Source organism: Streptomyces sp. NPDC059743, from assembly GCF_042732975.1.
Taxonomy (GTDB): Bacteria; Actinomycetota; Actinomycetes; order Streptomycetales; family Streptomycetaceae; genus Streptomyces.
In genome coordinates this window covers 145,113-164,562 of the sequence record NZ_JBHWGS010000018.1, presented here as the reverse complement: position 1 = coordinate 164,562, position 19,450 = coordinate 145,113, and the positions used below count along the sequence as shown (strand labels likewise).

At 70.8% G+C, this 19,450-nt stretch carries 19 protein-coding genes and 1 tRNA gene; 9 read left to right on the top strand and 11 right to left on the bottom strand.

Features of this window, described 5'->3' with window-relative positions; genetic code table 11:
* Positions 1–92 precede the first annotated feature (92 nt).
* The 3 genes from ACFV6H_RS29585 (at position 93) to ACFV6H_RS29575 (ending at position 1,580) form a co-directional block, all read left to right on the top strand.
* The gene (locus tag ACFV6H_RS29585) at positions 93–710 is read left to right on the top strand and encodes a hypothetical protein (RefSeq protein WP_359769113.1); all 618 of its coding nucleotides are present in this window, start codon (positions 93–95) and stop codon (positions 708–710) included.
* Between the two features lie 334 nt (positions 711–1,044).
* On the top strand, positions 1,045–1,170 hold the full coding sequence (locus ACFV6H_RS29580) for a hypothetical protein (RefSeq protein ID WP_385548186.1): 126 nt from the start codon (positions 1,045–1,047) through the stop codon (positions 1,168–1,170).
* Positions 1,170–1,580 (top strand): hypothetical protein, encoded by a 411-nt coding sequence (locus ACFV6H_RS29575; RefSeq protein WP_385548183.1) that lies wholly within the window; start codon positions 1,170–1,172, stop codon positions 1,578–1,580. Before ACFV6H_RS29580 ends, ACFV6H_RS29575 begins: the two co-directional genes overlap by 1 nt.
* Before the next feature lie 584 nt (positions 1,581–2,164).
* Here ACFV6H_RS29575 and ACFV6H_RS29570 read toward each other — a convergent pair.
* The 3 genes from ACFV6H_RS29570 to ACFV6H_RS29560 all read right to left on the bottom strand — a co-directional run bounded on the left by ACFV6H_RS29570 (position 2,165) and on the right by ACFV6H_RS29560 (position 5,449).
* The gene (locus tag ACFV6H_RS29570) at positions 2,165–4,225 is read right to left on the bottom strand and encodes a hypothetical protein (protein WP_385548180.1); all 2,061 of its coding nucleotides are present in this window, start codon (positions 4,223–4,225) and stop codon (positions 2,165–2,167) included.
* A 266-nt stretch (positions 4,226–4,491) separates the two neighbouring features.
* Positions 4,492–4,767 (bottom strand): hypothetical protein, encoded by a 276-nt coding sequence (locus tag ACFV6H_RS29565; protein ID WP_385548178.1) that lies wholly within the window; start codon positions 4,765–4,767, stop codon positions 4,492–4,494.
* A gap of 127 nt (positions 4,768–4,894) precedes the next feature.
* Positions 4,895–5,449 (bottom strand): hypothetical protein, encoded by a 555-nt coding sequence (locus ACFV6H_RS29560; protein WP_385548175.1) that lies wholly within the window; start codon positions 5,447–5,449, stop codon positions 4,895–4,897.
* 232 nt (positions 5,450–5,681) lie between these two features.
* On the opposite strand from ACFV6H_RS29560, the gene ACFV6H_RS29555 reads away from it, so the two are divergent.
* Complete coding sequence (locus ACFV6H_RS29555; protein WP_385548172.1) at positions 5,682–6,416, top strand: hypothetical protein; 735 nt, start codon at positions 5,682–5,684, stop codon at positions 6,414–6,416.
* 55 nt (positions 6,417–6,471) lie between these two features.
* Here ACFV6H_RS29555 and ACFV6H_RS29550 read toward each other — a convergent pair whose 3' ends face one another.
* Positions 6,472–7,998 (bottom strand): protein kinase, encoded by a 1,527-nt coding sequence (locus ACFV6H_RS29550; RefSeq protein ID WP_385548169.1) that lies wholly within the window; start codon positions 7,996–7,998, stop codon positions 6,472–6,474.
* Between the two features lie 308 nt (positions 7,999–8,306).
* Here ACFV6H_RS29550 and ACFV6H_RS29545 point away from each other — a divergent pair, with 308 nt between their 5' ends.
* Complete coding sequence (locus ACFV6H_RS29545; protein ID WP_385548166.1) at positions 8,307–8,756, top strand: hypothetical protein; 450 nt, start codon at positions 8,307–8,309, stop codon at positions 8,754–8,756.
* 82 nt (positions 8,757–8,838) lie between these two features.
* Here the strand turns inward: ACFV6H_RS29545 and ACFV6H_RS29540 are convergent.
* The 6 genes from ACFV6H_RS29540 to tap form a co-directional block, all read right to left on the bottom strand.
* A tRNA-Met gene (locus tag ACFV6H_RS29540) sits at positions 8,839–8,912 on the bottom strand.
* Between the two features lie 52 nt (positions 8,913–8,964).
* Positions 8,965–9,174, bottom strand: a complete 210-nt coding sequence (locus tag ACFV6H_RS29535) for a cold-shock protein (RefSeq protein WP_385548163.1) — start codon at positions 9,172–9,174, stop codon at positions 8,965–8,967.
* Between the two features lie 186 nt (positions 9,175–9,360).
* Positions 9,361–9,642 carry an HU family DNA-binding protein gene (locus tag ACFV6H_RS29530; RefSeq protein WP_385548160.1) on the bottom strand — a complete coding sequence of 94 codons (282 nt, stop codon included), beginning with the start codon at positions 9,640–9,642 and terminating at the stop codon, positions 9,361–9,363.
* 285 nt (positions 9,643–9,927) lie between these two features.
* A complete protein-coding gene (locus ACFV6H_RS29525) occupies positions 9,928–12,324 on the bottom strand; it encodes a Helicase associated domain protein (protein WP_385548157.1) in 2,397 nt (798 codons plus the stop codon).
* 32 nt (positions 12,325–12,356) lie between these two features.
* The gene (tpg, locus tag ACFV6H_RS29520; protein ID WP_385548154.1) at positions 12,357–12,932 is read right to left on the bottom strand and encodes a telomere-protecting terminal protein Tpg; all 576 of its coding nucleotides are present in this window, start codon (positions 12,930–12,932) and stop codon (positions 12,357–12,359) included.
* Between the two features lie 18 nt (positions 12,933–12,950).
* Positions 12,951–15,449: a telomere-associated protein Tap gene (gene tap / locus ACFV6H_RS29515; protein ID WP_385548151.1), complete on the bottom strand. Its 2,499-nt coding sequence runs from the start codon at positions 15,447–15,449 to the stop codon at positions 12,951–12,953.
* 173 nt (positions 15,450–15,622) lie between these two features.
* Between tap and ACFV6H_RS29510 the strand changes: the two genes are divergently transcribed.
* The 4 genes from ACFV6H_RS29510 to ACFV6H_RS29495 all read left to right on the top strand — a co-directional run bounded on the left by ACFV6H_RS29510 (position 15,623) and on the right by ACFV6H_RS29495 (position 18,014).
* Positions 15,623–16,246, top strand: a complete 624-nt coding sequence (locus ACFV6H_RS29510; protein ID WP_385548148.1) for a hypothetical protein — start codon at positions 15,623–15,625, stop codon at positions 16,244–16,246.
* 85 nt (positions 16,247–16,331) lie between these two features.
* The gene (locus ACFV6H_RS29505) at positions 16,332–16,826 is read left to right on the top strand and encodes a hypothetical protein (protein WP_385548145.1); all 495 of its coding nucleotides are present in this window, start codon (positions 16,332–16,334) and stop codon (positions 16,824–16,826) included.
* A gap of 62 nt (positions 16,827–16,888) precedes the next feature.
* On the top strand, positions 16,889–17,545 hold the full coding sequence (locus ACFV6H_RS29500; RefSeq protein ID WP_385548142.1) for a hypothetical protein: 657 nt from the start codon (positions 16,889–16,891) through the stop codon (positions 17,543–17,545).
* A 79-nt stretch (positions 17,546–17,624) separates the two neighbouring features.
* Complete coding sequence (locus ACFV6H_RS29495; protein WP_385548139.1) at positions 17,625–18,014, top strand: DUF6354 family protein; 390 nt, start codon at positions 17,625–17,627, stop codon at positions 18,012–18,014.
* A 119-nt stretch (positions 18,015–18,133) separates the two neighbouring features.
* Here the strand turns inward: ACFV6H_RS29495 and ACFV6H_RS29490 are convergent, their stop codons facing one another.
* A complete protein-coding gene (locus ACFV6H_RS29490; protein WP_385548136.1) occupies positions 18,134–19,360 on the bottom strand; it encodes an ATP-grasp domain-containing protein in 1,227 nt (408 codons plus the stop codon).
* Positions 19,361–19,450 lie beyond the last annotated feature (90 nt).

Below are 19,450 nucleotides of genomic sequence, written 5' to 3'. Positions count from 1 at the left end.
GCAGCCGTCTCTGCGGTCGCAGCTGATCCATATCTCCCGGTGCCGCACTGGCCGTGTCCCGCGCGGCACCGTCCCCTGTCCCAAGGATCCCGATGTCTTCGCCCTCCACGCTCTTTCACGCCCAGCGTCTCGCCGAGCAACTCCCTCCCCTGCCGGAAGACATGAAGGGCAACGACGGCCGCGAACTCGCCCGGCACCGCTTCCTCACCCGCACGCTGAAGGTACTGAGCACCGGTGGGACCGTGACCGGCGACCGGGCGGAGGACTGGAGGCGGGTGACGCGGCAGCTTGCCCTGCTCTGGCAGATGGCGAACGCCCGTGAGTTCCGGCTGAGTGTGAGCGGCCTGGAGCTGGTCTCGCTGGAGGCGGAGTCCCTGGAGCCGGCCCCCGCAGGGCGCCCCGCCGCCACCGGCCCGCTCGGCGGCGATCTGATCCATCCCTGGCAGGCAGCCGCCGGCGACTGGGTCTCGGTGCCCGGCGGTCCCCCGGGGCCGTTCGCCGAGGCTTCCATGGCCATGCCGGATCAGGAGGGCATTGCCCGAACGGTGGTGATCGTCGACCAGTGGCACCGCTTCAATCCCGGCGGAGCGCCGCACGCCGAGGTGCTCGTCGACAGCGACGCCCTGATCGAACGGCTGGACGCCGGGGCAGAACGCGCCCGGGCTCGTGAGCAGTGGGACGAGGACCGCCGACGGTGGCACGCCGGATAAGGGGCCATCCTCGTGACATCGATCAGGTGGCCGACCGGGCCAAACCGGAGGGTGACGGACCGCGTGCTCCCGCCTGCGGCGTGCTCAACGGCATCCCGGCAGCGCCCGGCCGTGGGACGCAGCCGCCCATTCGACCTGTTCGACTGGAGGGACGGCAGCGGCGCCTGACGGGCAATCCAAAGTCGTAGGATCAGCCCCAACCAAATAGAACGACCCCCGAGCTTGGCCGCGTGGGGGTCGTTCTTCGATACTCGCTGGTTCCGAGAGTAACCCGCGCGGGCGCCATCGTGCGAGCCCGCCTGGTTGCCGAGGAGCAGTCAGGAGCACTCCCCCTATGGACGAACAGAGCAACGGCGCCGAACTGGGTTTCCGGCCGGTGCAGCCCTTCGGATCGACGCGGGTCCCCGGAGAGCGGGCCCGCGTGGTCGGCACCCGGGCGCAGACGGACGGCAGCAGGTAGTGGCGAAGAAGAAGGACCAGGAGGAAACCCATGCCGTCAGCGTGACCCGCGGCGAGGGACCTGGCCTTGACTGGGTCAAGATCGACTACCGGGTAGCGCGCGACGGGTCGCTGTCCCCGAACTCCAAGGCCCTGTACATGGCGTTGGCGACGTACGTGGACATCGACACCCGCGCCTCGGACTACCGGCCGCCGTACCGCCGGGAGCTGGCCTCCAACATCGGCAGGTCGGTCTCGACGGTGGAACGGAGCCTGGTCGAACTGAAGGAGTACAAGCTCCTCAAGATCGTCAACCAGTACGACGACGAGAACCCGAAGCTCCTGAAGGCGTCGCACTACATCCTTCTCGACGGAGGATGGTGGGCGCGCCGCGTCCTGGAGCGCCTGGAGGCCGCACAGCAAGGGGCGTAGCAAAACAGCAGGTCAAGGGCCCGGAGCCGCGCGCTACCGGGCCCTTTGCCTAGCTTCTGCCCTAGCCTCACGGGTGAGGCCACCCCTGGCTTCACGGGTGAGGCCACCCCCTGGGAGGGAGGTCGCAGGACCTCACCTCACCGGTGAAGCTAGGGTGGCGGCACCCGTGATGTGAGGGTCACTTCACCCGCGAGGTGAGAGGTAGCTTCACGGGTGAAGTGAAGGTGACCTCACCGGTGAGGTAGTACATCCAGAGTCAGATCAAGAAGAGGACAGTCGAGAACCACAGTCCTTGAGCCACGTCACGAACCATCCGTGTGCTGCGCACCCTCATCAACTGCCGGGGGCTAACGCCGCCCCCGGCCACCCCGCGCCAGCGCCTTGGATGCGCTGGACCATCCCCCAGTCACCGATCTGCGCTGCGCGCACCATTCCAGGCCCTGGGGGCCTTCCATTGATCAGTGCCTCCTGGATACCTGTGGTTGCCCACCATCGTGGCTGAGGACCCACCTGATGTCTGAACAGAAACCACAGGACGCGCGCGCGAGGGAGTAGCGCGGACCGCCAGATCGGGCCGGACTCGTTCAGGACGACGCGTTGAGGTGGCCCTCGTACCACTGTGCGAGGTGGGCGGGATCCTGCGGGATGGACCTCACCAGGCGGCGTAGCGAAGCGCGCACGGGACGCAGATCCTGGCAGGCCAGGGCGGCCAGATCGGTGGAGCGCAGGGCGGCGACGCCGGCGAGGTGTCGTTCTTCGAAGGTGTGGGGACCGGTGAGTCGGTCGGCCGCGGCGAGGTAGCGGGTGACGAACGGGTCGAAGGCCGCCCGGTGGACGGTCAGATGACGGAGGTAGGCGCTGCTGTCCACTGGGGCTCCGTTGGCCTCCTCCGCGGGGTGGGGCGAGGGCAGCTCGAACCAGTCGCTGACGTGAGCGGTCAGGGAGCGGGGGTAGTCGTGCGGGTCGTCGGAAGAGGCCGGGTCGATCTGCCAGTGCCCGTCGGCCGCTCCATCGGCGCAATCCACCCGATGGCCCAGCTGCGCAAGGACACTGGCGAAGGCGGTGAAGCCAAGGACGTAGTCGGCTCCGGCGAGGACGGTACGGATGGTGGGCTCGGCGGGAACGGGAGCGGGCAGCAACAGGCGCTGCTTGCGGTGCTCGCGCTGGAAGGGCAGGCAGACAGATGCCTCGATCGCGGCATGCTCGGCCAGCAGAACCGCAGCGGCCTGTGACGGTGCCGCCTCACGCTCCCACTCCACCGTGTCGTCCTCGCCGACGAGTTCGGGCAGGCCGAGGCTTTCCAGGTGTACGCGGTAGACGCCGGTGCTGCTGGCGGTGAGCTCCAGTGTGCCGTCCCGGCCGGGCAGCGGCCAGGTGGAGCGGGCGCCGAGGAACTCGTCGCTGGTCCAGGAGGGCCGGGTGCTGGGGCGGGTGGCGGCGGCGAGGGCCCAGTCGAGCAGGTGGACGAGTTCGTCCTGGCCGGCGCACAGCAGGCGGGAGTCGTCCGGTGAACCGCCGAGGGTGTGAGCGCCGATACGCGCGAGGTCGGCGTCGGGAAGGTCGGTGACCTCTTCGGCCCCGGGCGGGATGCACGGATCGGCGCCGTGGACGGAGCCCTCCGGATAGGTGCGGCAGCTGCCCGCCCAGCCGCCGGCGTCGTACAGGCTGGCGTGCGCGGGGTCGGCGAGGATTCGGGCGGCGACGGCCAGGGCGTGTTCGGCGGCCTCTACGAGGACGGGGTCGGGGCGGTTGCCGGCCAGGTGGCACAGGGCCAGGGCGGGGTGATCGTGTGCCGCGACGGAGGGTTCCACCGCGGTGACGAGGTCGAGCACGGCGGCGCGGGGGTCGGCCGGGCCCTGGACGGGGATCCGGCCGGTGGGCCACAGGGCCAGGGGCAGGGAGCGGGAGGTCCACAGCGGCAGAACGGTGGGAGTGCCCTCGCATGCCTCGATCAGGTGGAGGTTGCCGAGGTGCCGGGTGGTGAACAGGTTGACGTGGCCGCTTCGGGCGAGCGCGTCGACCAGGCGGATGCGGCGCAGCGTGGCGGAGAGGTGGTCGGCGATCCCGGCGAGGTCTGCTTCCTGAGCTGCTGCCCGGTCGGCTTCGTCGACGATCACGGGGATCCAGTGCGGCATCAGGCTGGCGTGGTCGGCGGGCCGTTGAGCGAGGGCCTCCCGCCAGGTCGTGTCGTCGATGCCCATCAGGGAAAGCGTCATCCCAGCCAGGGTCAGGATGATGCCGTCACGGTGCGAGGCCCAGCGCAGGCCGGCGACGCCTGGGCCTTCCGGCCGGTACGCGAGCGCGTCGATCCAGCGGGGCAGCTGCGAGGGGGCGATGCGTACGACCAGTTCCGTGGGGCGCGGGGTAAGGCTGCGGATGCCGAGCGGGCCGCCGGTGAGCGTGGAGCGATGACGGCCGTAGGCGTGCATGAGGGCGTTGAGGATCTGGGCTTCGCCGCGGGCCTGTTCCGCCGTTGCCGCGGGGACGAGGCGTTGAGGGTCGGAGAGTTCGGCCAGCTCGGTCCGCGCCGTCTCCTCGGTCTCGCCTGTGGCCATCTGGCGCAACGCGGTCGGCGGGAGGGCCGCATCGGTGGAACGCAGGCCCCACTGCTGGCGAGGCGTGTACGGCGTCAGGGTGAGGGTCACGGCAGCTCCCGGGGTGGTTTCCGTCTGTCACCTGCTACAGGTGTGCGAGGAGCACGTGGTGTGACAGCGGGAGTGCACGAGTTTCCGGGTGGTGAAGCGGGAGGATTCCAGCGGCCACCGGCGAGGGTCTGCCGCGAGTAGCGGGGGCTGACGTCGATCCCGCCGTAAGCGCGGATCGCCGGCACCGAGCGCCTGGCGACCGGACGGGACCGGCCGTATCGGCGCAGACCGCGCCGGAGGGATCGAGGCATCTGCCGCACAGGGCCTTACCGGCGCCGCCACCAGCGGCGGTCCGGGCGGAGCGGTTCGGGCTGCTCCGGCGCGTACAGCGGAGCGATGCAATCCGGTTCCAGGCCCACCTTGTCCGGGTGCACACAGGCCGGCATTCGGTCCGGGGTGTAGCGGTGGCCGTCCTGCGTGTCGAACGGGCAGTCTTTGCTGGGCCGGTCGAAGACCACAAAGTCGGTTCGGGGAAGCCGTAGCGCCGGACAGATGCCGCAGCAACGGTGGTCCCCATCCGGATCGATGTAGGGCCCCTCCATGCCGTCGCCTCTCAGATGTTGGTCGCGGCCAGCATCGGCTCGGTGCCCGCGGCCCGTGGCGCGTCCGCGACGGTGCGCCTGACCTGTTCCGGCTTCCCCACGGGGCCGGCGGCACCCGACGCGGCGGTCACCAGGACAGCTTGGGGAGCGGTCGCTGGGCCAGCTCTACGGTGTCGGCGACGGCGAGGATGCGTGCTGCCGTCTGCTCGCCGACCGCCTCGGCAAGGATCTCCGGAGTGGAGGCGATCAGTATCCACGACCGGTTGGGCAGAACGACGAGTGAGGCGATCGCCTCGGCGAGCGCGCCGGCTTCCAGGGCCATCATCGCCTGTACGTCGACGGAATCGGGGGCGAGCGGTCCCTTGGCCTCACGGACCAGGTCGACCGACACGGTCACGTCGTCGACCATCGTCACCGCGGTGGTGTCCGCTATGACACGCGGGTCGTACGTCCGCTTCAGCTCGCTGGCGCCGTGGACCGTGATCTGCTGGCTGCTGTAGCCGGCCGCGAGCAGACGGCGCAGTGCGGCGTAGGCGGTGTGGGTCTTACCCGACCAGTGCGGACCGAGTAGCAGGAGCCGGGCAGGTGCACCGGACAGGACGGTGGAGCACCACTGCTCGATGGCCGGAAGGTCGGTCTCGGCGTCCTGGAACAGAGCTGGGACGATGTCGGGGCGGGTCATCGCACCAGCGTATGCGTCTGCTTGGGGACCGAGTGCCTTACTCGGGTCGGCCGCGGCTGGGTGATGCTCTGGGAAGAACGGGTCGAGAAGGTACTCGCCGCGGTCGGCCTTCCCCGCGATGTCCAACGGCACTGGCGCTCCGGACCTATTGTTCCGGGAATCCGCTACGCGCTGGCCGCCCGGCGGCCGCACCTGCATGCTCGTCGGCAACCACATTGCCGGGGAGGCAACAGTGCTGCAGATCGACCAGCGTGAAGCGCGCGCACGCTACGAGCAGGAACTCGCCGAGGAGCAGCGCCGGCGGAAGGAGAGGGAACGGGAGCTGTGGGAGCGGATCACCGCCGCGACGCCGTTCGACCTGACCGTTCGGACGGACGCCCACTCCATGCTGGACGACCCTCTACGGCACGCCGCAGCAGCCATCGACCTGCTGACCGGCGCCCGCCGGCAGCACCCGGCCGGGCGGGCACTCTGCGAAGGCATCACCCACACGAACCTCATGGTCCTGAGCGAACCCGTCGAAGCCCACGCGACGTGCCACCGCTGCGTCCACGCCGCAGCGGTGGCCCGGCCCGCCGACGGGCCCGAACCGCCGACTACGAAGGAGCGCCAAGCGCTCGAGAGAGTCGAGGCTGGAGCCGTGTTCACCTTCGAGCACGTCCAGGGGTTCGAGATCCGGGACACCAGCAAGCGGAGCCGGAGCCCCGGCGGGGACCAAGGCCGGAAGGTGACCGCCGTGATGAAACGGCTGCATGCCCGAGGCTGGGTCGAGAACGACGCTGGAGCAACCGATTCCCCGCAGGGCGACTGCGGTTGGCGGTGGAACCTGACGGGCCTCGGAGCTGCCGCGCTCGCCATCCCCGCCGTGCCCCGGTGGGTCGAAGTTACGCCGAACGCGCCACCGCAGCATGAAGGGCCCGAGTCGCCAGGTGCGGCTGTCAACCGGAGGCCGGGGCGGCGCGGGTGACGGGTGCCGCAGGGTTGCCGGGCGGTCGAAGGTGGCTCTTCGGTGGTGGCACCTTTCATGACCGGCCGACGGCCGTCGTGGCCCGGACGACACGCCGGCTCACGCTGCCAGCCGCCGCGGAGGGCTGTTCGGCGATGCTCTCGCGGACCTTGCTGGAGGTGAGGACCGCGGTAATCAGAGCTGTGGCCGGCCAGAGCGCGAGGCAGACGGTCAGCGTCGCGGGAACGGCGAAGCCGGCGTGGTTGGCGGCGAGCAGCAGGGCGGCGGTGTGGAGGGCGCCGGCGGTGGCGGCGAGGTCGGCATGGGGGACGGAGCGGCCCAGGACGTGCTGGACGATCCGGCGTACGGCCGTGGAGCAGATGACGAGCGTGGGGCCGCCCAGGACGGCGGTGAGCAGTGCGGCCCACCACATCGACGGATGCGCGGCGAAGAGGCCGACGGATGCGCCGAAGGCGATCAGGAGCATGGAGAACAGGCCGGCCGTCGTGATGCGGAGTTCTCCCGCGCGGGCCTCCTGGAGGTCGTTGTACGGGCGAAAGGCAGTAAGGAGCAGACCTGCGAGCGCGCCGAGCGCGAGGGGCCATGGGCCGGGCATCGGGGTGGTCCAGGCGAGCTCGCCGGCGATGGCCGCGCCGGTCACCGTGCCTGCCCACAGGGCGGAGACGCGTGGGCGCGCGCTGCGACAGGGACCCGCGGGCCTGTCCAGAGCGGTGGGCGCTGGCAGCACGCGATGCGCAGCGACGGTCGGCAGGGCGGCGAGCTCGGTGCGCAGTCGGGAGAGCCGCTTCAACGTCTCGGCGGCGGTCGGGCGGGCGGTCGGGTCCTTGTCGAGGAGTTCCAGGACCAGGCGGTCAAGTTCGTGGGGAACCTCGGGGCGCAGCGCGGACGGGCGCACGGGGGTGTCGTGGACGTGCTGGTGGAGGAGTTGCCAGCCGGAGCCGGTGAAGGGAGCTGCGCCGGTGAGGAGTTCGTGGATCAGGCAGCCCAACGAGTACATGTCACTGGGTGCGCCCAGGTCGGTGTCGCCGCGGGCCTGCTCGGGGGACATGTACGCGGGCGTGCCGATGGCGGCGCCGGTGACGGTCAGGGTGTGATGGCTGGTGATGCGGGTGAGACGGGCGATGCCGAAATCGCACAGCATCGCGGAGCCGTGATTGATGAGGATGTTGGACGGCTTGACGTCGCGGTGGACGATTCCGGCCTGGTGGGCGGCGTGCAGGGCGCGGCTGATCTGCGCGGTCCAGGTCAGGGTGTCCGTGAGGGGAAGCGGGCCGGTGATGAGCGCGTTCAGGGGCGGGCCTTCGACGAGGTCCATGGCGAGGAAAAGGGCCCGCCGGCCGCCGAAGTCGGCGGCGCCGTGGTCCCGCACGGAGACGACGTGCGGGTGGGAGAGGTGCGCGGCGACACCTGCCTCCCGGCGGAAGGCAGATTCGCGGACGGTGTCGCCTTCTCCCAGAGTGATGATCTTGAGAGCGACGTCGTGGCCGTGGTGGAGGTCCTCGGCGCGCCACACCTCGCCCATGCCTCCGCTGCCGAGGGCTTCCTCCAGCCGGTAGCGACCGGCGATGGTCGTGCCGCGCATCGCTCCTCCTGTCTGCGTTCTCAATTCCGCGCCCCGGACGAGCGCCCGCGACACCGCAGGGGCGCGGGCGCGCCAAGCGGTGTCGCGGAGCATACGTAAACGCTGCACAGCCGCCCGGTCGCGCCGGCCGTCCTGTTGGCCCCTCCACGGGATCCTGAGCTTCATCGAGGCGCCGGCATCGTGGCCCGGACGTGCTTGGTTTCCCTCACGGAACCGGCACGGGACAATGCGGATGCCAGTAGCACCAAGCACGAGGGACGGGTCCGGTGAGCCGACGACCACGCAAGGGCGCAGCACAAGAGCCGGTGGTGAACGGGCTGCAGGCGAAGATCACCGACGATGGGACAGCCGGCCCGGACAGGTTCGCCCTTGAGTGCCCGGAGTGCGGCGAGCTGGGCCGGCATCGCTTCGTGCTGCTCGCGAGGCGGGCGTTCGAGGAGCATGCCGATGACGTGCACCCGGCCGTGGACAGCCCGCTGGATCAGATCCGCAGCCTCGTCGACCTGGCCGAGTCCGAGCCGGGGACCTGGCAGTGCGGACTCGGCCCGGACATCTACCTGGTGCGCCAGCGTGGTGAAGGCCGCTACGAGGTGGAGGTCGTCGGCCGCCGTGCTGTGATCGATGCCGAGCTCGTCACGCTGGACGCTGCACGGATCGTCATTGGGGGTCATGCCCGACTGGTGAGCCCGGCGCTGGCGACTGCCGTCACCATTCAGCTGCGGCACGGCACTCCCGCCGTCGCCGTACCGCTGGAGTGACTTCCCGCAGCGCCGGAGAACGGCGATCAGACCACGAGAAATGCGGATGGGGCCCGGCTGCTGCCGGGCCCCATCCTTCTCGTAGCGGGGACAGGATTTGAACCTGCGACCTCTGGGTTATGAGCCCAGCGAGCTACCGAGCTGCTCCACCCCGCGTCGGTGGTGCCACTCTACACAGTGGCCCGCGGGGCGGTGCGCCATGCGGATGTCAGCCGCGAACGCGGACGATGTTCTCGGCCTGGGGGCCCTTCTGGCCCTGGGTGACGTCGAAGGTGACCTGCTCGCCCTCGTTCAGCTCCCGGTATCCGTTGCCGGAGATGTTGGAGTAGTGGGCGAAGACGTCCGGTCCGCCGCCGTCCTGGGCGATGAATCCGAAGCCCTTTTCGGCGTTGAACCACTTCACGGTGCCGCTGGCCATGCTGCTGTCCTTCGATATCGCCGGGACGCCCCGGCTGGTCTGTAGGCAGTGCCATCCGTTGCGGGACGGCGCATGGCGTCCGTTCTACCCTGCCGGCAGCGCAGTTATCCGACTTTTGCGGCGCCGCAGCGTGCCGCGGCGTGCCGGAGTCCGGGGCGCGGCGTCTGCTGCGAGCGGTGCGGGCCGCTACTGACCCTTGGCGGCTTCCTTCAGCTTCGAGCCGGCGGAGACCTTGACGCTGTAGCCGGCGGGGATCTCGAGCGGCTCGCCGGTCTGCGGGTTGCGCGCCGTACGGGCGGCGCGGTGTGTGCGCTCGAAGCTGAGGAAGCCGGGGATGGTCACCTTCTCGTCGCCCTTGGCGACGATCTCGCCGACCGTCTCCGCGAGGGCGGTCAGGACGGCGTCGGCGTCCTTGCGGGTCACTTCGGTGCGGTCCGCCAGCGCAGTGACCAGTTCAGTGCGGTTCATGCGGTTTCTCTCCGTATCTTTCGATCGTCCCGATCCGCGTTGCGTTCCGGGACAGGTCGGTCAATCCTGTCATCGAGCACTGACAGTGCTCGACATGGGCCGTGGGACCAGGTGCACGGCCGGGTGGCCGCAGGGTGCTGCCGGCCTACGAAGGGGTCACGCCTCGGCCAGCTGGGCCTGGTGTCGAGGCCGGCTCTCGACGATCCGGGAGGATGTATTCGCGGCGCAGAGTACGGCCGGCCGGCGCGGCGTCACTCCGGCGCGGCCGCCCGGGCTGCGGGGCGCTCACTGACTGGCGTTGGGCTGGGCGTGACGGGTCAGTCCGGCGGTGAGGACAGCGTCGAGGTGTTCCTCGGGCAGGTCGTCCCACCGTTTGCGGAGGTTGTTGAGCCACTGGCCGATCTTGAACTCCTCGCCGTCGACGGTGACGGTGTCGCGCTGGCGGATGTGGATGTGACCTTCGCGGGCACGGAAGACCTCAACGGCGGCAAGGCCGTGGTCGAGCTGCCGCTGCTGGCGAGCGGCACGGCCGGTGGGCTGCGGTGTGGCAGGTTCGGCCGGATCGAAGGGCGTGATGCCGAGTTCGGCGACGAGGCGGGCCTGCTCAGGAGGGAGGGTGTGGAAGGTCTGGCTCTGGGTGCGCACCCATTCGCCGATGGGTTCGTCGTTGTCGTCGAGGAAGTCGGCGGGCAGGTCGTCGAGGGCGATGCTGGCCTCGGCGTAGATGCGGGCGGCGTAGTAGAGGCGCTGCCAGCTGATCGGCCAGGGCGGGTTCCACCAGGGGTCGATCTCTGCGAGAGCGGCATCGGTCGGGTCCGGTTCGAGCCCTTCGTCGGCACGGGCCCGGGCGGTGCGCCGGCGGTTGGTCAGCCACCGCCCGAAGGCGAAGTCGCCGATCATCGCTTCGGTGGGTGCGGCGAGATGGCCGTGGCGGTCGGCGTAGCCGCGGGCGTGGAGCAGGCCGCGTTCTGCCGCCTGGGATCTCAGGTTCCAGATCATGCCGATCTGCTGGAGCACCTTGACCTGGCGTGGCTTGAGGGTCCCGGCCGCGTATGCCTTGCGCATGCGGTTGACCCAGCGGCCAAGGGCGAACCCGTTCTCGTCGTCGTGGAGTTGGGGGACATCGAGGTGCCCGACGGTCTCGTAGTAGGCGGTGGCCGCTTCCAGGCCGCGGCGGAAGGAGGCATCGCGCGGGTAGAGGACGCGCAGCCGGAACGCCTGGGCGATGGTGTCGGCGGGGAAGGGCCGGTCGAAGACGACGTCGACCGGGGGCGCGTTGTCTTCCTCTTCGTCCTCGGGTGTGAGGGCCGCGGGCTGCTGCGGGACGGCGAGACGGTCGGCGATGCGGTCGTCGTGTGCGCGCAGGGCCTGCAGGACGCGCCAGAGCGGCTTGTACAGGTTGGAGCCGAGCAGATCGTCGGCGTCCTCACCGGGAGCGACGTAAACCGGAATGATCAAGGTGGCCTTTTTGCCCTGGCCCGGGTGCTGACGCAGCGCGCGGCCGACGGCCTGCACCGTGTCGACGATGCTCTCTTTGGGGTCGGCGAAGACGACGGTGTCGATGCTGGGGATGTTGACGCCCTCGCCGAGCAGGCGGGCGTTCGCGATCACCGTGCGGAGGGCCGGAGCGAGGTCGCCGAAGGGCCGGCCGTCGAACCGGTGCAGGAGATGCTGGCGGTATTCGGGGTCCTGGGTGCCGTCGATGGCGGCCGACCAGAGCTCGCCGGGGTCGGGACATCCGGTACCGGTGGGGTCGAGAGCGTAGAGGCGGGCGGCTGCCTCGGGGAGGGTGGCGGCGAAGTCGTGGGCGTCGGCAACCCGGTGGTGGAAGCTCACGACGCGGCGCAGGTCGAGCTCGGCCATGGCGCGCAGGACGGCGATCTGGAGGGCGGCCTGGCGTAGTTCGGCTTCGGTGGCCCGGTCGGAGATTCCCAGGCGGGTGCGGATGGTTTCCTCGTGGACTTCCATGACGACGACGCGGTAGTCGGCAAGGAGGCCGAGGTCGATCGCTTCGGCGAGCGGGAGGCGGTAGCAGGTCTCGCCGTACAGGGCGGGATCGTCCATCGACGCGACGAGGCTGGGGTCTTCGTCCTCGTCGGGTTCGCCCGCCGACCAGATCCGCGGGGTGGCGGTGAGGTACATCCGCTTGTGGGCGGGCACGAGAGCGTCGTCGTGTACGGCTGCCCATCGTTTGCCCAGGTCACCGCTGGTTCGGTGGGCTTCGTCGACGGCGATGAGCGACCACGGCGGCAAGTCGTAGTCCCGGTGGGCCTGTTGGACGCGGACTAGTGAGTGGTAGGTGGCGAACACCGTGAGGCCCGGATTCTGGCGGACCGCTGTGGTCAGGGTGTACGGGTTCGTGGTGAAAGCGACGGGCTCGGTGGCGGTGTGGGGGCGTTTGGAGCACAGGGCGAGCACCGGTCCGGTCATGCCGGCGGTGCGCCAGTCGTCGATGGTCTGAGCGAGCAGTTCCAGGGTGGGCAGCAGCACCAGGCGGGTGCCCTGGGGGGCGACGCGGGCGGCGGTGCGCGCGGCGACGTACGTCTTGCCGGTGCCGCAGGCCATCACGATGCTGGTCCGGGCCGAGTGCCGCAGGGCGGTGTGGGCGGCGTGGACTGCCTGGGACTGGTGCTTGCGCAGCCGCACCCGCGGAGGCGGAGCGGTGGTGGCGGGTGCGGCCACGGTGACGGTCAGCCTTTCAGATGGGGCGGGGATCAGCCGAGGCTGAAGCGGATGTGGTCGACGTCGGTGAGCTCGACGCTCTGGAGGCTCTGGGCACGGGTGCCGCCGTCGGTGAAGTAGTCGTCGCGCAGCCCGTCGGCGACGATCTGGGCGAGCTCGTCATCGCTGGCTCCGGCTTCCTTGGCCTCGTACAGCGCGGCCGCGGTGGCGGCGTCCAGGCGGCGGGACAGGCGCCGGTAGCGCGGGTCGTTCGTGGTGCCCTTGGGTGACTTGAAGCCGAACTTGCCGCGGACGTCGACCTTGATGCCCTTGTGGCTGACGGCGTCTTGAAGGCGCCGGGCCCGGACGAGGGGCTGCCAGAGGTTCTTCACCTCATTTTCGATGAGGGCGGCGGTCTCCGGCTTGGCGCTCTTGATCTCGTTGTCGCGGTAGCGCTCGACGGTGCGCTGGCTCTTGCCGATCTTCTCGGCGACCGCGCGGGCCGCTTCGGCGCGGGTGCCCTTCTCCTGCTTGAGGAGGAAACGGACCCGCGCGCCGAGGGTTTTGGGGATCGGCTGGGAGAAGGCGGTGTCGGCCGCCTCTTCCAGGCGGTCTTCGATCAGTCCCACAGGTCAGGTCCTTCGTTCTCAGGCCGCCCGCACGAGGCTGGCGTCCTTGATCTCGTTGGCGATGTTCACGCCGTCGGTGAGCAGGTCCACGGCCCACTCCATGGTCTGGGAGCCCTGGTGCTTGACGGAGCCCGGGTTGATGCCGATCCGGAAGCCTCCGCGTACGGGCTGTCCGTCGGGGCCGAGCAGCACCGGGATCGGGGAGAGGCCGTCGCAGGGGTAGACGACGCAGTCGGTGTTGACGGCGAGCGGCCAGAGGTTGGCGGTGGTGGCGAGGTGCCACATCTTGCGGTGCATGTTGGTGCGGGCCTTGGAGAGGATCATCGCGCGGATGTCGGGGCGCCAGGTCTTGCGGGACAGGGCCGGCCACGGCTCGCCGAAGTTGTAGTCGAGGCCGAGGTTGGGGCGCTGGCGCAGCTTGCCGATGCCGGACTTGGCGGTGGACTTGATCGCGTTGAGCAAGGTCACCAGGGCGGGGTCGCCGTCCTTGTGGGCGGCCATGGCGGCGAGGAACTCCTCGTCGCCGAGGTCGGCGGTGACGCCGAGGTCGGCCATCGTCGTCAGGTAGGCGGTCCGCAGCCGTTCGTACCAGGGCTGGAGGTAGGGGCTGTGCACCTCGCGGACCCAGGCTTCCAGCGGACGGACATGAGCGCCGAGTTCGACGGCGTACTCGACGGTGGGGGTGGCGTACCAGGAGGGGCCTTCGGGCCTGAGGCCGCTGGAGGTGAAGGGGTTGGGCATCCGGGGGTCGATCTCGACGTGCGAGAGGTCCAGGTACCACGAGCCGGGGAGATCGGGGTCGAAGTCGGGGTTGCGGGGGCGGTGGACGGCTGGCCCGGTGCCGACGTGTAGGCGGCGGCAGGCCGCGAGGAAGGCCATGGTCACGTCCAGGGCGACGACGTGGGACCGGGCCCGCTCCTCGCCGGTGACCAGGTCGACGGGCCGGACCCAGATGCACGCCTCCTCGTCCAGCGCCTCGCTGGCGGGGCGGGTGCCTTCGTCGGGGTAGTCGGCGGCTACCAGCGGGTGCTCGTCGGGGGCCTCGCACGGGGCGGGTTCGACGACGGTGTGGAGGGTGCCGGGGACCTTCCCGGAGACGTACCTGTTCTCCTGCGCGTTCCACACGGCCTTGGTGGGCGGGCGTAGGGCGGTCATGAGTTCTTCGCCGCTGACGGCGACGGTGCCGCGCGGGGTGATGACCAGGTCGGCGTAGGAGCCGAGGAGCCGGGCGAGCTGTTGGGCGGACAGGTGGTCGGTGTCTCCCCAGGCGCGGGTCTCCAGGGCGCGCCAGGGAACGACGGCGAGCTGGACGCAGTGGCGGCGGCCATCGAGGCGCTTGAAGATCCGCGGCCAGGGGCCGAATCCGCTCTTGGTCAGTTCCCACCCGCCGCGCGTGAGCTGTTTGACGATCTTGTGGTCGGCGGGGAGGCGGAGCCCTTCCTGGTCCTCCAGGTGGGCGGGCAGGTCGAAGTAGGCCACCGCTGAGGCGGTGAGGATGAGCAGCGGGTCCTGGTCGAAGCCGTTGTCGTGGAGTTTGCCGGCGCCGAGCCGGATCCGGTTCTTGTCCAGGGCCCACGCGGCCAGGGCCTGGATCGTCCTGGCGGGGCACGGGACGGCGCGGCCGTCGACCAGGTAGGCGGTCAGAGCGGCGTCCTGGATGTCCAGGACGGCGATCGGGCCGTCAGCGTGCTCGGGCGCCACCGTCTTGACGGCCGGCTTCTTGGCCGGCCTGCGGCGCGACGCCGGAGCCGGGCGTGCCGCCGGCCGGCGCGCGGGTGCTTCCGCCCGGGGCGCCGGGGTGGCCGGTGCCTGCGGCTCGGCGGCGACCGGCCCGGGAGCGCTGTCCGGCTCCGGCTGTTCGGGCGCCGATGTCGGCTCGGACCGTGCAGCCTCACGGTCGTCCGGCTGCGAGGGCGCGGACGGGACGGTCGCGGGCATTTCGGAGACGGGGGCAGGCTGCGGGACGGAGCGGGCGTCGCAGCGCGGCGCGCCCGCACGTGCCGCGGCTTCCAGATAGAGATGGCGGGGCAGTCCGTCGACAAGGTACGAAGTGCTGCCTCCGCAGCGGACGCACGGCCCGACGACTCCCTCGGGCAGTTCGTCCCATGAGCCGGGTGCGTCGAATTCCGTCTCGTCGGCCGCCAACGGCAGCGCTGCGGAGAGCGCGAGCGCGGCGCCCTGGGCATTCTCCTCCTGGGGAGCGGCGTTCACTTCCACGGAGACGACACCGGACAGCGCGGGCGAAGAGGCGGCCAGGGCCGCCCGCCCGGCGAGTTGGGCAGCGAAGTGGGCCAGCAGCCGGGCGTAGAGCTGTCCGGTCTTGCCGCGCGGGGAGCGGGGAGGCTCTTTCTCCCATGTCCACACCGTTTCCCGGGCGACCCCCAGGGCCTCGCCGAGTTGGCTCTTGGTCCAGCCCCACTCCTCGCGCAGCCGCGCCCGTTCCGGCACGGGCGGAAGCGGCGGAACCGGGCCCTCGTCGGGGAGCTGCGTGAGCAGGGACTCCACAGCCTTGTCCACGATCGTCCTCCACTCGCTGAATCTAACGCGAATCTAACGTACAGCCGACCGGCGCCCGCGTCAATCCTTAACTCGGCAATCACGTGTACTGTAGTCGTTGCGTATCTCGATAAATGATCGTAATGTCATGCCTAGCGGGCTGGTTGGCGGTCCGCGACGAGGAAGGATCTCCCGTGTCCACGAAGGACTTCATCACCTCGGCGGGCCGCGCAGTCGGCGCCGACGCTCCTGTCGGTGTACGGGCCCGCGCCGAGCTCGCACGCTTCCTGGCTCTGGCCGCTGAGGATGACGGGCATCTGCCGGAGGAGCCCGAGGCGCGACGCTGCGCCGTGCGCATCGCCGACGCTCTGGAGCAGGACCGGGCCGAGGAAGGAGCGGGAACCGCGTGGTCCCGCCTGAATGAGCTGCACCGGCGCCAGCGCGAGACCGCGGTCCGGGTGGCCTCGGACCTGGCTGAGGCGCTGCGCGCGATGTACCCGGCGGCCTACGCCCTGGTTATGGCCGAGGACGACAGCGGCACCCTCAGGACCGCGCGGCTGATCTCGGCCGGCGGCCGCACCGTTCGCGATCTCGTCGCGGACACCTCACCGCTTCCTCCGATGCCCGCCCGCTTCCGGGACCGCTGGCCTGCCGGTGCGCTCGAAGGAGTGAACGGCCTGGACGAGGTCGTGAGCACGCTCGCAGCGTGTGGGCTCGGCTTCGACGACCTGCCGTCCGAGATCCGTGGCGAGAACGACTGCCCCCACAGCCACATCCCCGCCCTCCTCCTCGACGAGGGATGCGAGTACGGCTGCTGACCGCCCCAGCACGGACGGGGCCGCCGCACGATGGCGCGGCGCCCCCGTTCCTCCCTCCCCCACCGCGCACCGTCGGGAGCAACTCATGGCCTCACCTCACCCGCACCCCCCGTCCTCCGCGTCGCCCGACGGGCACAGCGCACCCGCGCCGGCCCGCACTCCGCGCCCCGACCAGACGGCCTCCGCACCGCGCCCGGCACTGCGGCGCGATGACGAGACGGACCCGGTCTTCCTCGTCATCACCCCCGAACATGTCGAACTGCGCACCCTGGACTGGTTCAGTGAGCACTGGTCCCGCGAGGCCGGCCACAGCAGGTTCCGCAAGCGCACTCCCTTGTTCTTCCGGCTTCTGGCACCCGGCACGGTCGATCCCCAGGTCTTCTCCGTCCACGGCGAAGAGCACCACGGCTACGGCTACGCCGACGGGCGCCGGTTCCGGCGCTGCTCCGCCGTCATCACGACGGCACCGGAGCACCCCGCCGATCCGCCGAGGAACTACCGCTTTCGCTACTGGGAGTACGACCCCCTTCCCGAGGGGCCTCCCATCTCCGATGTGGAGACGTACGCCCTGCCCGGCTGAGGGCAGGGCCCCGACCACCCCTTGAACCCTTGCGTGCCACCGTCCCAAGGAGAACGACGATCATGACTTCCCGCACGCCACGTCTCCACCTTCCCTCCGAACCCGGTGAACCCGCCGCGCCCGGTTCGGCGATCACCGTGGAGGACGGCACCGACATCCTCATGAGACGCAGCCTGGAGGACTACGCCCCCTCGGCCCAGGTGAACGTGCTGGAGGCCGCCCAGGCGCTGGAGGACTTCCGGCTCGGCGGCGGCCCCGGCGCTCTGGCCAGGGCTGAGGAGAACGCCGACCGGGCCATCACCGCCTTCCAGATCCGCACCGGCGAACGAGACGTGGCCGCCTGGCAGGTCGCGGTGACCTACATCGTCGAACTGCTGGCCACGCGGTACAGCGCGGACCGCCTGTCGGTGTTCGACCCAGCTCCGCCCGCGCCGTCCCTGTTCACCCCGGTCAGCCCGATGCGGCTGGAGAAGATCAGCTACGGCGCGCACACCGGCATCCTCACAGCCGCGCGGCTGCTGGAGCGGTCACGGCGCGGATTCGACGAGATGGACGTCGCCCGGAGCCAGCACGCGATCCATGAGGCGGCCCGGCTCCTCCGGGACGAACTGCCCGGGCTGTCAATGCCGTTGTGGGTTCTCATCTGCCGCTTCTGCGCGGAGACGCACGCCCATACTGGTCCCGGCCGCGCTACTACCGACCCGGCCGTCGCGTCCTGACGCCCGGGGCGGCATGCTCATCCACCGCGGCGGCGGCCGCGAGGCCGCCGCCCATTCCTGAAGGAAGAAGGAGTCATCAGTGAGCGACAGCTCGTCTCCCGCCGGTTCGACGGGGACCGCCGCGGTCCGGGTGCGGCAGCTCTGGCAGGACATGGCACCGGACATGGTCGCCCGCGAGCGGATGCTGCGCGTGGCTGAGATCGGCGACACGCACGCCGACTGCGTGGTCGAGCACGACACCCAGGGCACCGCCGGCCGCACGGCCCGCATCGCGCTGCGCCGCTTCGCCGGCAGCGCCTTCCGCCTCGTCGAGGAGGCCGTCGACGACACGGACCAGATCGCCCACGCGCAATTCCTGAAGGCGATGGCCGAGGTGCAGGGCGCGAATCCCTTGCCCGCCGCCTACGCCGCCGCGGCCCTGAAGGTGCACAAGGATCTGCTTCGCGAAGCCAACGGAGGCCCGAGCTGACGACGCTCGCCGCCGCGCCGCCCGCCGGGCGGACATGCCGCGCCGCCACGGGCCCGGCTCCGGGAAGGAGCCGGGCCCGTGTCCTTTTCGGGCGCGCTGCCGGGCGCGGACGGCCCGGTTCACCTGGTGTGGATGCCCTCGTGCTCCCAGGCGCGCAGGGTTTCGTAGTCCCGGGTCAGTTCCGTGAGGCTGGGGGCGGCGAGGTAGGCGTAGCCCGGTGAGGTCAGCAGGTCGGTGGTTGGCTCCAGAACCGTGCCGGGGTCGGCGGCCCGGGCGGCGAAAACGACGCTCGGCAGTTCCGTGATCTTGGTGAGGGCCTCGGCGCTGGCACGTCCCCGGTGGTGGTTGACGAACTGGACGCAGCGCAGCGGCCGGCCGCCGGTGACGGCGGCGTGGCTGTGCAGCGACTGCGGATCGGTCAAGGCAGTGACCGCCAGCGTGGTCTGGGACAGGCCCAGGTGGGCGTCCACCACATCCGGCGCCGTGGCGCCGCCCAGGCGGGCGCCCGTCTCGATCAGCACCGGTCCCTCGGAGGTGAGCATGACCTCGGTGTGCGCCGGCGTCTCGGTGATGCCGAGGGCGTCGAGCACCTTCCCCACGAAGGCGGTGAGCAGCCGCCCTTCGGCACTCGCGGGGGCGACGGGCTCCTCGAAGTCGTAGACGGGCGTGGCCGCCGGGCCCACCCGCTTGGTGTAGCGCCAGATCTCCGCCGTGTGGTGGACGCCGGCCGCCGAGACCGTGTTGATGTAGTACTCGGTGCCGTGCACGCGTTCTTGGACGAGCACGGCACGGTTGGGGTCGCCGAAGGCGTTGGGTGCGCTGAGGATCGCGTGGCCGGCCCGGGCGGCTTGTTCCGGCGAGGTGCAGAAGGTGACTCCGTCGGTGCCCGCGCTGGCGAGGGGTTTGACGACGGCTTCGGTCAGGCCGGACGCTTCGAACCAGTCGGCCGCTGCGCGGGCAGTTGTCACCACGGTGCTGTGCGGGGTCGCCAGGCCCGCGGCGCTCACGGCCTCGGCCATCAGGGCCTTGTCCCGGCGCGCCGGCAGCAGGTGGGGCACGTTCGTGGGCAGGCCCAGGGTGCGCGAGAGCGTCTCCGCCAGGAGGACGCCGGACTCCGTGCCGGCCAGAACCCGCGTGAGGTGATGGCCGCTGAGCTGGTTCGCCAGCGTGGTCACGTCCTCGGTGAAGCCCAGATCGCACACGTAGTCCTGGCCGCGGAACGTCCGCAGGAGGAAGGGCCGTACGTCCGGGCGGCTTCGCACGTGGACGCATTCGACGCCTGCTCCGGCAAGGCGGCGGGCAAGGGCGGCACCGGTGGAGTACCCGTCGACGATCATGACCTGCATGGGGTTGTTCCTCTCGCAGATTGGGGGCGGCGCGGCGATGCGTCCCCGCGTGGTGGGTGCTCGGGATCGGCGGGTTCGCGGTGAGGCGGG

Coding starts and splice junctions, on each gene's coding strand:
- ACFV6H_RS29585 (WP_359769113.1), top strand. CDS start 93: ATGTCTTCGCCCTCCACGCTCTTTCACGCCCAGCGTCTCGCCGAGCAA.
- ACFV6H_RS29580 (WP_385548186.1), top strand. CDS start 1,045: ATGGACGAACAGAGCAACGGCGCCGAACTGGGTTTCCGGCCGGTGCAG.
- ACFV6H_RS29565 (WP_385548178.1), bottom strand. CDS start 4,767: ATGGAGGGGCCCTACATCGATCCGGATGGGGACCACCGTTGCTGCGGC.
- ACFV6H_RS29560 (WP_385548175.1), bottom strand. CDS start 5,449: ATGACCCGCCCCGACATCGTCCCAGCTCTGTTCCAGGACGCCGAGACC.
- ACFV6H_RS29550 (WP_385548169.1), bottom strand. CDS start 7,998: ATGCGCGGCACGACCATCGCCGGTCGCTACCGGCTGGAGGAAGCCCTC.
- ACFV6H_RS29535 (WP_385548163.1), bottom strand. CDS start 9,174: ATGGCCAGCGGCACCGTGAAGTGGTTCAACGCCGAAAAGGGCTTCGGA.
- ACFV6H_RS29530 (WP_385548160.1), bottom strand. CDS start 9,642: ATGAACCGCACTGAACTGGTCACTGCGCTGGCGGACCGCACCGAAGTG.
- ACFV6H_RS29505 (WP_385548145.1), top strand. CDS start 16,332: ATGGCCTCACCTCACCCGCACCCCCCGTCCTCCGCGTCGCCCGACGGG.
- ACFV6H_RS29500 (WP_385548142.1), top strand. CDS start 16,889: ATGACTTCCCGCACGCCACGTCTCCACCTTCCCTCCGAACCCGGTGAA.
- ACFV6H_RS29490 (WP_385548136.1), bottom strand. CDS start 19,360: ATGCAGGTCATGATCGTCGACGGGTACTCCACCGGTGCCGCCCTTGCC.